At 54.1% G+C, this 14,510-nt stretch carries 14 protein-coding genes and 1 other annotated feature; of the genes, 11 read left to right on the top strand and 3 right to left on the bottom strand.

The genetic code is table 11. From position 1 onward, the window contains the following. Positions 1-231: 231 nt before the first annotated feature. The 6 genes from dgoR to OGX81_RS14495 all read left to right on the top strand — a co-directional run bounded on the left by dgoR (position 232) and on the right by OGX81_RS14495 (position 6,233). Positions 232-921 (top strand): D-galactonate utilization transcriptional regulator DgoR, encoded by a 690-nt coding sequence (dgoR, locus tag OGX81_RS14520; protein WP_049008770.1) that lies wholly within the window; start codon positions 232-234, stop codon positions 919-921. After that, the gene (locus OGX81_RS14515) at positions 918-1,793 is read left to right on the top strand and encodes a 2-dehydro-3-deoxygalactonokinase (protein ID WP_104867978.1); all 876 of its coding nucleotides are present in this window, start codon (positions 918-920) and stop codon (positions 1,791-1,793) included. Before dgoR ends, OGX81_RS14515 begins: the two co-directional genes overlap by 4 nt. Then, positions 1,777-2,394 (top strand): 2-dehydro-3-deoxy-6-phosphogalactonate aldolase, encoded by a 618-nt coding sequence (locus OGX81_RS14510; RefSeq protein WP_104867979.1) that lies wholly within the window; start codon positions 1,777-1,779, stop codon positions 2,392-2,394. Before OGX81_RS14515 ends, OGX81_RS14510 begins: the two co-directional genes overlap by 17 nt. After that, positions 2,391-3,539, top strand: a complete 1,149-nt coding sequence (gene dgoD, locus OGX81_RS14505) for a galactonate dehydratase (protein ID WP_049008765.1) — start codon at positions 2,391-2,393, stop codon at positions 3,537-3,539. Before OGX81_RS14510 ends, dgoD begins: the two co-directional genes overlap by 4 nt. A 78-nt stretch (positions 3,540-3,617) precedes the next feature. Then, the gene (locus OGX81_RS14500) at positions 3,618-4,955 is read left to right on the top strand and encodes an MFS transporter (protein ID WP_075203724.1); all 1,338 of its coding nucleotides are present in this window, start codon (positions 3,618-3,620) and stop codon (positions 4,953-4,955) included. 51 nt (positions 4,956-5,006) lie between these two features. Further along, entirely contained in the window at positions 5,007-6,233 is a 1,227-nt protein-coding gene (locus OGX81_RS14495; RefSeq protein WP_104867980.1) for a YidR family protein, read from the top strand. A gap of 1 nt (position 6,234) precedes the next feature. Here the strand turns inward: OGX81_RS14495 and OGX81_RS14490 are convergent, their stop codons facing one another. Further along, entirely contained in the window at positions 6,235-6,567 is a 333-nt protein-coding gene (locus OGX81_RS14490; protein ID WP_286487580.1) for a YceK/YidQ family lipoprotein, read from the bottom strand. Positions 6,568-6,807: 240 nt separating this feature from the next. Continuing rightward, positions 6,808-6,880 (top strand) — a sequence feature (ROSE (Repression Of Heat Shock gene Expression) occurs in the 5'-region of heat shock genes and acts as an RNA thermometer to modulate expression.). Here OGX81_RS14490 and ibpA point away from each other — a divergent pair. The 3 genes from ibpA to OGX81_RS14475 all read left to right on the top strand — a co-directional run bounded on the left by ibpA (position 6,874) and on the right by OGX81_RS14475 (position 9,724). Further along, on the top strand, positions 6,874-7,287 hold the full coding sequence (gene ibpA / locus OGX81_RS14485) for a small heat shock chaperone IbpA (protein WP_006687722.1): 414 nt from the start codon (positions 6,874-6,876) through the stop codon (positions 7,285-7,287). (Overlaps the previous feature by 7 nt.) 112 nt (positions 7,288-7,399) lie before the next feature. Beyond that, complete coding sequence (ibpB, locus tag OGX81_RS14480) at positions 7,400-7,828, top strand: small heat shock chaperone IbpB (RefSeq protein WP_047460126.1); 429 nt, start codon at positions 7,400-7,402, stop codon at positions 7,826-7,828. Between the two features lie 234 nt (positions 7,829-8,062). Beyond that, positions 8,063-9,724: a putative transporter gene (locus OGX81_RS14475; RefSeq protein ID WP_101744157.1), complete on the top strand. Its 1,662-nt coding sequence runs from the start codon at positions 8,063-8,065 to the stop codon at positions 9,722-9,724. Here OGX81_RS14475 and OGX81_RS14470 read toward each other — a convergent pair. Further along, positions 9,721-10,443, bottom strand: coding sequence for a GntR family transcriptional regulator (locus OGX81_RS14470; protein ID WP_286487579.1), 723 nt, complete (start codon positions 10,441-10,443; stop codon positions 9,721-9,723). The genes OGX81_RS14475 and OGX81_RS14470 overlap by 4 nt on opposite strands. Positions 10,444-10,665: 222 nt before the next feature. Between OGX81_RS14470 and OGX81_RS14465 the strand changes: the two genes are divergently transcribed. Together OGX81_RS14465 and OGX81_RS14460 are read left to right on the top strand one after the other, a co-directional pair. Further along, positions 10,666-12,285, top strand: a complete 1,620-nt coding sequence (locus OGX81_RS14465; RefSeq protein WP_104867981.1) for an alpha-glucoside-specific PTS transporter subunit IIBC — start codon at positions 10,666-10,668, stop codon at positions 12,283-12,285. Continuing rightward, positions 12,282-13,604 (top strand): 6-phospho-alpha-glucosidase, encoded by a 1,323-nt coding sequence (locus OGX81_RS14460; protein WP_047460135.1) that lies wholly within the window; start codon positions 12,282-12,284, stop codon positions 13,602-13,604. The genes OGX81_RS14465 and OGX81_RS14460 overlap by 4 nt, the downstream gene beginning before the upstream one ends. Here OGX81_RS14460 and OGX81_RS14455 read toward each other — a convergent pair. Next, complete coding sequence (locus tag OGX81_RS14455; protein ID WP_104867982.1) at positions 13,601-14,494, bottom strand: helix-turn-helix transcriptional regulator; 894 nt, start codon at positions 14,492-14,494, stop codon at positions 13,601-13,603. The two genes, OGX81_RS14460 and OGX81_RS14455, sit on opposite strands and share 4 nt — an antisense overlap. Positions 14,495-14,510 lie beyond the last annotated feature (16 nt).

Genomic DNA, 14,510 nt, shown 5'->3' with positions numbered 1-14,510 from the left:
TTCCGTAACCCGCCTCTGCTGCGGGTTTTTTTACGCCCTCATTTTCCCTTCATAACATTCCCATTACTGATTGTCGTTTTTGTGATCTAAATTGTAGTACAACACATTTGTGTTGTACTACATTATCAACACAGCAACGATGAATGACATCACGTTAGTACTACAAAGTTGAGGCGAATTTCAGCGGTAACGGTAAAGTAGAGCGGTACATACAGAGCACAAGGACTCTCCATGACCCTCAATAAAACCGATCGTATCGTCATCACGCTGGGAAAACAGATTGTCAGCGGCAAGTACGTACCGGGTTCGGCACTGCCTGCGGAAGCGGATCTGTGTGAGGAGTTTGAAACCTCGCGCAACATCATTCGCGAAGTGTTCCGTTCGCTGATGGCGAAGCGGCTCATTGAAATGAAGCGTTATCGCGGAGCGTTTGTCGCACCACGAAACCAGTGGAACTACCTCGATACCGACGTGCTGCAATGGGTGCTGGAAAACGATTATGACCCGCGGCTGATCAGCGCAATGAGTGAAGTCCGTAACCTGGTGGAACCGGCTATTGCGCGCTGGGCGGCGGAACGCGCGACGTCGAGCGATCTGGCCGAAATTGAGTCGGCGCTCAATGACATGATCGCCAACAACCAGAACCGGGATGCCTTCAACGAAGCGGATATTCGCTATCACGAGGCGGTATTGCAGTCGGTACATAACCCGGTTTTACAACAGCTTAGTGTGGCGATCAGTTCGCTACAGCGAGCGGTGTTTGAACGAACCTGGATGGGTGATGAGGCCAACATGCCAAAAACGCTCCAGGAACATAAGGCGCTATTCGATGCGATACGGCATCAGGATGGCGATGCGGCAGAGCAGGCGGCCTTAACGATGATCGCCAGCTCGACACGAAGGCTCAAGGAAATCACATGACAGCTCGCTACATCGCAATTGACTGGGGATCGACCAATTTGCGCGCCTGGCTTTACCAGGGCGACAAATGCCTGGAGAGCAGGCAATCAGAAGCAGGCGTAACGCGTCTGAAGGGTAAATCTCCTGAAGCGGTGTTAGCAGAAGTGACGCAAAACTGGCGCGACAGCGCCACTCCCGTGGTTATGGCGGGAATGGTCGGCAGCAATGTAGGCTGGAAAATCGCCCCCTATCTGCCGGTTCCTGCCCATTTCTCTTCCATAGGCGAGCAGTTAACCTCCGTTGGCGACAAGATCTGGATTATTCCCGGACTCTGTGTCTCACGCGACGATAACCACAATGTGATGCGCGGCGAAGAGACACAGTTGCTTGGCGCCCGCACGCTTTCTCCTTCTTCTGTCTATGTGATGCCCGGTACGCACTGTAAATGGGTACGGGCTGATAACGCGCAAATTCACGATTTTCGCACCGTGATGACGGGTGAATTACACCATCTGTTGCTGCGTTATTCACTGGTTGGCGCAGGGTTGCCTGAACAGGAAACCTCGCCTGTCGCCTTTACTGCCGGGCTGGAGCGTGGTCTCGCTACCCCCGCCATCCTGCCGCAACTTTTTGAGGTTCGCGCCTCGCACGTCCTGGGAACACTCCCGCGCGCGCAGGTGAGCGAATTTTTATCCGGTCTGTTGATTGGCGCTGAAGTCGCCACCCTTAGCGAAAGCTTTGACGCCCGGCAGATCACCATTGTTGCCGGAGACGCGCTGGCGGAACGCTACCAGCAGGCGTTCAGCGCCATTGGCCGTCATGCAACCGTCGTTTCCGGTGAGAAGGCATTTCAGGCAGGAATAAGGAGCATCGCTCATGCAGTGGCAAACTGATCTTCCGCTTATTGCGATATTACGTGGCGTGACGCCCGATGAAGCGCTGGCGCATGTTGGCGCGGTCATCGAGGCTGGCTTTGATGCGGTGGAAATCCCGCTTAACTCCCCGCAGTGGGAAAAAAGTATCCCGGCGATAGTGGATGCGTATGGCGATAAGGCGTTGATCGGCGCGGGCACCGTACTTCAGCCCGATCAGGTAGACCTGTTAGCGCAAATGGGCTGCAAGCTGATCGTCACGCCAAATATTCAGCCCGAGGTGATTCGTCGCGCGGTGAGTTATGGCATGACCGTATGCCCTGGATGCGCGACCGCCAGCGAGGCCTTTACCGCGCTGGATGCGGGTGCGCAGGCGCTGAAAATATTCCCCTCATCGGCATTTGGCCCGGACTACATCAAAGCGCTGAAAGCGGTGCTTCCGGCTGATGTCCCGGTGTTTGCCGTGGGGGGCGTGACGCCGGAAAACCTGGCGCAATGGATTAACGCGGGTTGCGCAGGCGCCGGGCTGGGCAGCGATCTCTATCGCGCCGGGCAGTCCGTTGAGCGTACCGCGCAGCAGGCGACGGCATTTGTTAAAGCGTATCGAGAGGCAGTGAAATGAAAATAACCAAAATCACCACGTACCGTTTACCCCCGCGCTGGATGTTCCTGAAAATCGAAACGGATGAAGGCGTGGTTGGCTGGGGCGAACCGGTTATAGAAGGGCGCGCGCGTACCGTCGAAGCGGCGGTTCATGAGTTTGGCGACTATCTGATCGGTCAGGACCCGGCGCGTATCAACGATCTGTGGCAGGTGATGTACCGCGCCGGTTTTTATCGCGGCGGCCCAATAATGATGAGCGCCATCGCCGGTATCGACCAGGCGCTGTGGGATATCAAAGGCAAAGTGCTGAACGCGCCGGTATGGCAACTGATGGGCGGTTTGGTTCGCGACAAAATTAAAGCCTACAGCTGGGTGGGCGGCGACCGTCCGGCGGAAGTGATCGACGGCATTAGGAAACTGCGCGCTATTGGCTTCGACACCTTCAAACTGAACGGTTGTGAAGAGATGGGCGTGATTGATAATTCACGCGCGGTGGATGCGGCAGTCAATACCGTAGCGCAAATCCGTGAGGCTTTTGGTAACGAAATTGAATTTGGTCTCGACTTCCACGGTCGTGTCAGCGCCCCGATGGCGAAAGTATTAATTAAAGAGCTGGAACAATATCGTCCGCTGTTTATTGAGGAGCCGGTGCTGGCGGAGCAGGCGGAATATTATCCGAAGCTGGCGGCGCAGACGCATATTCCGATTGCCGCAGGCGAGCGCATGTTCTCACGCTTTGAGTTTAAACGCGTGCTGGAAGCGGGCGGGCTGGCGATTCTGCAACCGGATCTGTCGCACGCTGGCGGTATCACCGAATGCTACAAAATCGCCGGGATGGCGGAAGCCTACGACGTGGCGCTGGCGCCGCACTGTCCGCTGGGGCCGATTGCGCTGGCAGCCTGTCTGCATATCGACTTCGTATCGCGCAATGCGGTATTCCAGGAGCAGAGCATGGGCATTCACTACAACAAAGGCGCGGAGCTGCTCGACTTCGTGAAAAACAAGGACGATTTCAGTATGGAAGGCGGCTTCTTTAAACCGTTAACTAAACCGGGCCTTGGCGTGGACATTGACGAAGCTAAAGTCATTGAACTGAGTAAAAACGCGCCGGACTGGCGCAACCCGTTGTGGCGTCATGAAGATGGCAGCGTAGCGGAATGGTAATCGCCATCCCGTAGACCCGGTAAGCCACCGGGCAAAAACCTTACATACAAAAATATAACCCTCTGTAAATTACAGGGCATGGTGAGCGGTCTCGCTATGCCCAAAATCTGGAGACAGATTGCGATGGATATTTCAGTTACAGCTGCAAAACCCGGGCGTCGTCGTTATCTGACGCTGATTATGATCTTTATTACCGTGGTTATTTGTTATGTTGACCGCGCGAACCTCGCCGTGGCGTCGGCGCATATTCAGGAAGAATTCGGCATCACCAAAGCGGAAATGGGCTACGTCTTTTCGGCTTTTGCGTGGCTTTATACGCTATGCCAGATTCCTGGCGGCTGGTTCCTTGACCGTGTGGGATCGCGACTGACCTACTTTATCGCTATTTTGGGCTGGTCTGTTGCAACGCTATTTCAGGGGTTCGCCACCGGATTAATGTCGCTGATTGGTCTTCGCGCCATCACCGGGATTTTTGAGGCGCCCGCATTTCCGACCAATAACCGGATGGTTACCAGCTGGTTCCCGGAGCATGAGCGCGCCTCCGCCGTCGGTTTCTACACCTCTGGGCAGTTTGTCGGCCTGGCGTTTCTGACGCCGCTGCTGATTTGGATTCAGGAGATGCTGAGCTGGCACTGGGTGTTCATCGTTACCGGGGGAATCGGGATTATCTGGTCGCTAATCTGGTTCAAGGTTTATCAGCCGCCGCGCCTGACCAAAAGCATCAGCCAGGCTGAGCTGGACTATATTCGCGATGGCGGCGGTCTGGTGGACGGCGATGCGCCAGTCAAAAAAGAGGCGCGTCAGCCACTGACCAAAGCTGACTGGAAACTGGTGTTTCACCGCAAACTTGTCGGGGTCTACCTGGGGCAATTTGCGGTTACTTCTACGCTGTGGTTCTTCCTGACCTGGTTCCCGAACTATTTAACCCAGGAGAAAGGGATCACCGCCCTGAAGGCGGGTTTTATGACGACCGTACCGTTCCTTGCCGCTTTCTTTGGGGTGCTGCTCTCCGGCTGGCTGGCGGATAAGCTGGTGAAAAAAGGGTTCTCGTTGGGTGTTGCGCGTAAAACGCCTATTATCTGCGGGCTGCTGATTTCTACCTGCATCATGGGGGCGAACTACACTAACGATCCCGTATGGATTATGACTCTGATGGCGCTGGCGTTCTTCGGCAATGGTTTTGCGTCTATCACCTGGTCACTGGTCTCTTCACTCGCACCGATGCGTCTGATTGGTCTGACCGGCGGCGTGTTTAACTTTGTTGGTGGACTGGGTGGCATCACCGTGCCGCTGGTGATTGGCTACCTTGCGCAGGATTATGGCTTTGGCCCGGCGCTGGTCTATATCTCCGCTGTTGCTCTGATTGGCGCGCTCTCTTATATCCTGCTGGTCGGCGACGTTAAACGGGTAGGCTAATTTCTTCCAATGCTATACCCTGATGCGAAAACCGCGCATCAGGGTATCTCCATGAAACAAATCACTTTCGCTTCGCGTCATCATCAGCTTACGAATACCAACACCTGGACGGCGGACAGCCAGTGGCTGGTTTTTGATGTGCGTCCGTCAGGTGCCTCGTTTACCGGTGAGACGATTGAGCGCGTCAACGTACGGACTGGCGAGATTGAGGTCATTTATCGCGCTACGCAGGGCGCGCACGTTGGCGTGGTGACTGTTCATCCACAAGACGATCGCTATGTGTTCATTCATGGCCCGGAGAACCCGGACGAGACGTGGCATTATGATTTCCACCATCGTCGCGGCGTGATAGCGGCGCAAAACCGCGTGATGAATCTGGATGCAATGGACATCACCGTGCCGTATACGCCCGGCGCGCTGCGCGGCGGCAGCCATGTGCATGTGTTCAGTCCGAACGGCGAGCGTGTCAGCTTCACCTATAACGACCATGTACTGCATGAGCGCGATCCGGCACTGGACTTGCGCAACGTCGGCGTTGCGGTGCCGTATGGCCCGGTTACGGTAGCGGTTCAGCATCCTCGGGAGTACAGCGGCAGCCACTGGTGCGTGTTAGTGAGCCAGACCACGCCGGCGCCACGGCCGGGCAGCGATGACATTAACCGCGCCTACGAAGAGGGGTGGGTGGGCGATCATGCGCTGGCGTTTATTGGCGATACCTTGTCGGCGAAGGGTGAAAAAGTGCCGGAGCTGTTTCTGGTGGCGTTGCCGCAGGATGAAAAAGGCTGGAAACAGGCAGGCGATATGCCGCTGACCGGAACAGAATCAACGCTGCCTGCGCCGCCCGTGGGCGTTGTTCAGCGCCGTCTGACCTTTACGCACGATCGCGCTTTCCCTGGGCTGGTAAACGTTCCGCGACATTGGGTGCGGAGTAACCCGCAAGCCACGGACATTGCGTTTTTGATGCGCGATGATCGCGGTATTGTCCAGCTCTGGCTGATCCCGGCGCAGGGGGGAGAGCCGCGCCAGCTTACGCATAACGCGACCGATATTCAGTCAGCGTTCAACTGGCACCCGTCAGGCCAGTGGTTGGGGTTTGTGCTGGAAAACCGCATTGCCTGCTGCGACGCGCAGAGCGGGGCAATCGCCTTTTTAACGGCGAGTCATGACAGCCCGCCTTCAGTGGACGCCGTTGTTTTTTCGCCGGATGGAGCGTTAATCGCGTGGATGGAAGAGGTTGACGGTTTCCGCCAGCTTTGGGTGACGGAAACCGAACGATAAATCAGTGAGCGGGCATTCTTGCCGGGGGGATAACGGCGTTGGTCATCTTTGTTTTCTCCTCGCTCTTTTCCACTCGCGACTTCACTGAGCTGTCTGTGCGGAAGAAGTCCCACGGCAAGAGTATCGTATCCATGACGGCGGTAAAGGGCATATCCAGGATTGCCAGCGATTTGGTGCCCCAGTTTGTATCACTGCTGCCGATCATTTCAGCGCTGGCGCGTGTGCCGGGGTAGGTCCCCTCTTTGCCGCCGGTATGTGACATTACGCTGGAGCAGCCACCCAGTAAAATCAATCCACTGCACATCATCAGCGTTAACAACACATTTTTTATCATGATTTATTCATCTGTTGATTATCGATGTTTGCATGATGAGTTATAGCGATCCGTCGCGAAAAATAACATCACCATCACGTCGCACTGTGGCGCTTATCGCACTTTAACAATGTGTGCTGTTCACCCAGTCTATGCGATAGACAACAAACTGCAAAAAAAGTCCCCTGCAAGCGCTTGAAAAGTTCATTTCCAGACCCATTTTTAGGGTGTAGACAAATAAAGAGCACGCCTGATGGGTGTTCTGGCTACCTGACCTGTCCATGATGGAAGGTCAACTATTCTCGCTGATTTCAGGAGCTATTCATTATGCGTAACTTTGACTTATCCCCGCTGTACCGTTCTGCCATTGGTTTTGATCGTCTGTTTAACCTCTTAGAAAACAACCAGAGCCAGAGTAATGGCGGTTATCCTCCGTATAACGTCGAACTGGTGGATGAAAACCATTACCGCATTGCGATTGCCGTTGCAGGCTTTGCGGAAAGCGAACTGGAAATTACTGCTCAGGATAATCTGCTGGTGGTAAAAGGCGCTCATGCGGATGAGCAAAAAGAACGTACCTATCTCTACCAGGGCATCGCAGAGCGTAACTTTGAACGCAAATTCCAGTTAGCAGAGAACATTCATGTTCGCGGCGCTAACCTGGTGAACGGTCTGCTGTATATCGACCTGGAGCGCGTGATTCCAGAAGCGAACAAACCGCGCCGTATCGAAATTAACTGATTCAGTCAGGTCGCCGTTGGCGGCCTGTTATCTCCATGCTCGCCGTCAGGGAGCATATGCGAATCTGAGGATTCGCTGGGTATTACTCGCTTCTTAGAAGGAGATGATTATCATGCGTAATTACGATTTATCCCCACTGCTGCGTCAATGGATCGGTTTTGACAAACTGGCCAACGCCCTGCAAAACACCGGTGAAAGCCAGAGCTTCCCGCCCTATAACATTGAAAAAAGCGATGACAACCACTACCGCATTACCCTCGCGTTAGCCGGTTTCCGTCAGGAAGATCTGGATATTCAACTGGAAGGCACGCGCCTGACCGTAAAAGGCACGCCAGCGCAGCCGGAAAAAGAAACCAAATGGTTGCATCAGGGGCTGGTGACACAGCCATTCAGTCTGAGTTTTACTCTGGCAGAAAATATGGAGGTCAGCGGCGCGACCTTCACCAATGGGTTATTGCACATTGATTTAACCCGCAACGAGCCGGAAACCATCGCTCCGCAGCGTATCGCTATTAGCGAACGTCCCGCGTTAAATAGCTAATCCAGGACTACCTGTAGGCCGGATAAAGCGTAGCCGCCATCCGGCAAATCGCCCGGTGCGCTATGCTTACCGGGCCTACAAAGCGACGCAGAACCTATAGGTCCGGCATCATGCTTTTCAACAAACCGCCCCGCCAGCAATGACGGGGCATTTTTGTGCTTTACCACCCATACATACCGCTTGTACTCTGCGAGAATCCATTTAATTAATAATGTTATTCACAGGGAAAAGAAGATGAGTGATATAGCATTGACGGTCAGCGTTCTGGCGTTGGTGGCGGTTGTCGGGTTGTGGATCGGCAATATCAAGGTGCGGGGTGTCGGTTTTGGCATTGGCGGCGTACTGTTCGGCGGGATTATCGTCGGCCACTTTGTCGATCAGGCCGGGATGACGCTGAGCAGTGACATGCTGCATTTTATCCAGGAATTCGGCCTGATACTCTTCGTTTACACCATTGGTATTCAGGTGGGCCCGGGGTTCTTTGCCTCTCTGCGCGTCTCAGGGCTGCGCCTTAATCTCTTTGCCATCCTGATTGTCATTATCGGTGGGCTGGTTACCGCCATTCTGCATAAAATCTTCGCTATCCCGCTACCGGTGGTGCTGGGGATTTTCTCCGGCGCGGTCACCAATACGCCAGCGCTGGGGGCCGGGCAGCAAATTCTGCGCGATCTGGGAACGCCAATGGAAGCGGTGGATCAGATGGGGATGAGCTATGCGATGGCCTATCCTTTCGGGATTTGCGGTATTTTGCTCACCATGTGGCTGATGCGGATGATTTTTCGCGTCAACGTGGAGGCGGAAGCGAAGCAGCATGAAGACACGCTTAGCAATGGACACTCGTTAATCCAGACCATGAATATCCGTGTTGAGAACCCGAATCTCAACAATATGGCGATCCAGGATGTGCCCATCCTGAACAGCGATAAAATCATCTGTTCGCGTCTGAAACGCGACGAGACGCTGATGGTGCCTTCACCGGGAACGATCATCCAGTCGGGCGACCTGCTGCATCTGGTGGGACAGCCCGCCGATCTGCATAACGCGCAGCTGGTCATTGGTCAGGAGGTGGACACCTCGCTCTCAACGCGAGGGACGGATTTGCGCGTTGAACGCGTCGTGGTCACTAACGAAAAGGTGCTCGGAAAACGCATTCGCGACCTCCATTTTAAAGAGCGCTATGACGTGGTGATCTCCCGTCTGAACCGTGCGGGCGTAGAGCTGGTAGCCAGTAGCGACGCCAGCCTGCAATTCGGTGACATCCTCAATCTGGTTGGCCGTCCCTCTTCAATTGATGCGGTGGCCAATGTTGTGGGTAACGCCCAGCAAAAACTGCAACAGGTGCAGATGTTACCGGTGTTTATCGGTATTGGTCTGGGCGTGCTGTTGGGGTCGATTCCGTTGTTTGTCCCTGGATTCCCGGTAGCGTTAAAGCTGGGACTGGCGGGCGGGCCGTTGATCATGGCGCTAATTCTGGGACGTATCGGCAGCATCGGCAAGCTGTACTGGTTTATGCCGCCAAGCGCCAACCTGGCGCTGCGTGAGCTGGGGATCGTGCTGTTTCTCGCGGTGGTCGGGCTGAAATCTGGCGGTGACTTTATTGATACGTTGACTCAGGGTGATGGTCTGAGCTGGATTGGTTACGGCATCTTTATTACTGCCATTCCGCTGATTACCGTCGGTCTTCTGGCACGTATCTTTGCCAAAATGAACTACCTGACGCTATGCGGGATGCTGGCGGGGTCAATGACCGATCCGCCTGCACTGGCGTTCGCTAACAACCTGCATGCCACCAGCGGCGCGGCGGCGCTCTCCTACGCCACTGTTTATCCACTGGTAATGTTCCTGCGGATTATCACCCCACAACTGCTGGCGGTGCTTTTCTGGGGGTTAGGCTAGGTCAGGTTTGCATCCGGGTGGACGCGCCGTAAATGGTAGTCCACCTGGTATTCGCTGGCATTTCTGAACATGACCGAATAATTCAAAAATTCCCCGCTGTCGCTGTAAGAAAGCGATGTGGTCCGCAGTAGCGGCGTTTGCTCGGGGACGTTCATTTGCGCGGAGAGCTGTTTATCGGCCAGTACAGGCGTCAGGCTTTCATAGTTGCCACTGATGGTGATGCCGCACTCTTTCTCAATATAATCAAATTTCGACCCTTCCAGGTGGATCAGCGAGAGGTTACGGAACAGCCTGACGGGCATATAGCTGTCCTCCAGCATCAGCGGTTTGCCATCCACATAGCGCACGCGGCGGGAAAAGTAGATACGTTCGTTGATCTGAATCCGCAACTGGCTGGCAATGGCGGGGGGCGCAGGCATCACTTCAAACACCAGCACCTGGCTGGTGACCTCTTTTCCCTGACGCCGCAGCACTTCCGCCAGTCCGGTCAGGTTGGTGGTTTCATGATGAACGTCTTTACGCGCCACGTATGTGCCGCTCCCGTGCCGCCGCACCACCAGTCCCCACCCCACCAGCATATCGACGGCTTTGCGGATGGTCATTCGTGATACAGCAAACTCTTCCGCCAGCTTTTTTTCACCAGGCAACGGGCTACCGATGTTGTAATCAGATGAGTTGAGCCGGATTCTTAGTCGTTCCGCTATCGATTTGTAGATCACTACCAGACCTCTTTTTCCCTTTAATTTCCGCGCTACGAACCTTTTGATGTCTAACTTTTATGTAAAAAGTAGATATCATTGACTGAATTAAAACCATGAATGCGATCACGAATCGAAGCGGCGCGTCATGTTCTCAGAATCGCAACTACATATTCTCGTATCAGGCCAGCAATCACTACAAAAAAGGCCTCTCCCTACTGGTTGTTATATGAGGATGTAAAAATGCTCAGTCAAATACAACGCTTTGGCGGCGCTATGTTTACCCCGGTACTGCTGTTCCCGTTCGCCGGTATCGTCGTGGGTATCGCCATCATGCTGCGCAACCCGCTTTTTGTTGGCGAAGCGCTGACCGATCCCAACAGTTTATTCGCGCAAATCGTTCATATTATTGAAGAGGGCGGCTGGACGGTTTTCCGTAATATGCCGCTGATTTTCGCCGTCGGCTTGCCAATTGGCCTGGCTAAACAGGCGCAAGGCCGAGCTTGTCTGGCGGTGCTGGTCAGCTTCCTGACATGGAACTATTTCATTAATGCCATGGGCATGACCTGGGGGCATTTCTTCGGCGTGGACTTCAGCGTAGACCCGACGGCAGGCAGCGGTCTGACGATGATGGCCGGAATAAAAACGCTCGATACCAGCATTATCGGCGCCATTATGATTTCGGGCATCGTCACCGCGCTGCACAACCGCTATTTCGATAAGCCGTTGCCCGTGTTCCTCGGTATTTTTCAGGGCACGTCGTTTGTGGTGATTATCGCGTTCCTGGTGATGATCCCCTGCGCCTGGCTGACGCTGCTCGGCTGGCCAAAAGTGCAGATGGGCATTGAATCCCTACAGGCTTTCCTGCGTTCAGCGGGCGCGCTGGGCGTGTGGGTCTACACCTTCCTCGAACGTATTCTGATCCCGACAGGGTTACACCACTTCGTCTATGGCCCCTTCATTTTTGGCCCGGCGGCGGTAGAAGGTGGCATTCAGGTTTACTGGGCGCAACACATGCAGGCGTTCAGCCAGAGCACGGAATCGCTGAAGACGTTATTCCCGGAAGGCGGTTTTGCCCTGCACGGTAACTCAAAAATCTTTGGCTCCGTCGGGATTGCGCTGGCGCTCTATTACACCGCATCGCCAGAAAACCGGGTGAAGGTCGCCGGTTTGCTGATCCCCGCCACGTTAACCGCTGTACTGGTGGGCATCACGGAACCGCTGGAATTCACTTTCCTGTTTATCTCTCCGCTGCTGTTTGCCGTACACGCGGTACTGGCGGCCTCAATGGCGACGGTGATGTATATCTGTGGCGTGGTAGGAAATATGGGCGGCGGACTGCTGGATCAGTTCTTACCGCAAAACTGGGTCCCGATGTTCCACAACCATGCCGGAATGATGTTTACCCAGATAGGCATTGGGCTGGCATTCACCGCCCTCTATTTTGTGGTTTTCCGCACCCTGATCCTGCGCTTCAACCTGAAAACGCCGGGTCGTGAAGAGAGTGAAATCAGACTCTACAGCAAAGCGGATTACAAGGCCGCGCGTGGACAGACAACGGCGCCCGCGCCGGACGCAAAACTTGGGCAGGCAGCCGGGTTCCTCCAGGCGCTGGGCGGCGCGGGCAATATCGAAAGCATTAATAACTGCGCCACGCGCTTACGTATCGCGCTCCACGATATGGCGCAGACCCAGAGTGATGACGTCTTTAAAGCATTGGGCGCGCACGGCGTGGTTCGCCGTGGCAATGGCATCCAGGTGATTGTCGGCCTGCATGTGCCCCAGGTGCGTGACCAGCTTGAAACGCTAATGAAATCCCCCTTATCGACCGAACAAATCCCCATGACGGAGGCAGTATCATGAAAAAATTCTCAGTGGTTATCGCAGGCGGCGGCAGCACATTTACGCCGGGCATCGTATTGATGTTGCTGGCAAACCAGGACCGTTTTCCGCTTCGCGCGCTGAAATTCTATGACAACGACGGCGCTCGCCAGGAAGTGATTGCCGAAGCGTGCAAAATCATCCTTAAAGAGCAGGCGCCGGAGATTGAGTTTAGTTACACCACCGATCCCGAAGCAGCGTTTACCGATGTTGATTTCGTGATGGCGCATATCCGCGTGGGCAAATACCCGATGCGGGAAAAAGACGAAAAAATCCCGCTGCGCCACGGCGTGTTAGGCCAGGAAACCTGTGGCCCGGGCGGGATTGCGTATGGGATGCGTTCTATTGGCGGCGTGCTGGAGCTGGTGGATTACATGGAGAAATACTCCCCGAACGCGTGGATGCTGAACTACTCCAACCCGGCGGCGATAGTGGCCGAGGCGACGCGCCGTCTGCGCCCGAACGCTAAAATCCTCAATATCTGTGATATGCCGATCGGCATTGAAGGGCGGATGGCGCAGATTGTCGGCCTGCAAGATCGTAAGCAAATGCGCGTGCGTTATTACGGGCTGAACCACTTTGGCTGGTGGACGTCGATTGAGGACTTGCAGGGTAACGACCTGATGCCGAAACTGCGGGAATACGTCGCGAAACACGGTTATGTTCCGCCATCTAACGATCCGCATACTGAAGCGAGCTGGAATGATACGTTCGCCAAAGCGAAGGATGTGCAGGCGCTGGACCCGGACACCATGCCGAATACCTATCTGAAATACTATCTGTTCCCGGACTATGTGGTGCAGCACTCGAACCCGGCGCGCACGCGTGCTAATGAGGTGATGGATCACCGTGAAAAACAGGTATTTGGCTCCTGCCGCGCCATTATTGAAGCGGGCCACTCCTCCGCTGGCGAGCTGGAAATTGATGAACACGCGTCTTATATCGTCGATCTGGCAACGGCAATCGCCTTTAATACGCAGGAACGGATGCTGCTGATTGTGCCAAACAACGGGGCGATTCATAACTTTGATGATGAAGCGATGGTGGAGATCCCTTGCCTGGTGGGGCATAACGGGCCGGAACCTCTGACGGTTGGCGATATTCCGCAGTTCCAGAAAGGGCTGATGAGCCAGCAGGTGGCCGTCGAGAAACTGGTGGTCGATGCCTGGGAGCATCGCTCCTATCAGCGTCTGTGGCAGGCGATTACGCTCTCCAAAACCGTGCCGAGCGCGTCTGTCGCCAAAGCGATTCTTGATGATCTGATTGAAGCCAACAAAGAATACTGGCCTGAACTGCACTAATCTTGTTGACTGGCATCCAGCGGGTGCCGGTCAGGATGTTTCAACACCGCCGACGGCGCGTAGCCAAATTTATGCTTAAATGCTTTGCTGAAATGAAATGAGTCAAAGAAGTTGAGCATATCCGCTACCTGACCCACCGAATTCCCTTCCTGTTTTAACAGCGATAATGCCAGTTCCAGCCGGGCGTCCAGATAATATTCTTTCGGTGTTTTCCCGGTATAGCGTAAAAACAGACGACGCAGCCAGGCTTCGCTACAGGGGATCGTGGCTGCCATATCCGCCACGCTCCAGCGGCGTTGCAGGCTGGCATGTAACGCTGCAATTAACTTTTCAACCTGTATGCGTTGTGGGTCTTTTTTCCCGTTTGAGTCAATAAGACAAATCCACTGATAAATAATTTTCGTGAGAAACGCGACGGCGAGATTATTTTTAATCGGTTCCGGGCGGGTAATTAATTGTGAAACTTCGGCCAGTTCCTGATTATAAACATCACCATTATAAATAATGCTTTGTTGTCGGATAGGAATATCCATAATACTGGTTGGGGTAAACTCCATCCAGTATTGCTCCCACAATAAACCTTCGCAATGGTAAGACTGTATATCGGTGGGTTTTAAAAAGATAATGCAGTTGCCGTTTAATGTAATTTGCTCACCGTCTTTCAGCAGGATTTTCCCGCACCCCTGTACGGTATAGACCGCGACCCACGAATTGGCGATTAGCGGCTTTTTCTTATCTCGCGGCCATATAACACGGTAATTTTCGTCAGCGTAGGTATGCCACAGCGAGATCAATGAAATTCCGCTGGAGATCACATTTTCATTAATCAGCAGGGGAATATTGTACGTAGTTTCGTTTTTTACATGCGAACTTAGCAAGTTTCCATTCATTTTATTTTCTCGCCGG

The sequence above is a fragment of the Citrobacter sp. CK206 genome (assembly GCF_030333125.1).
Classification (GTDB): domain Bacteria; phylum Pseudomonadota; class Gammaproteobacteria; order Enterobacterales; family Enterobacteriaceae; genus Citrobacter_B; species Citrobacter_B koseri.
The sequence above is the reverse complement of the archived record's forward strand: the minus strand, read 5'-3'. Positions and strand labels throughout refer to the sequence as shown.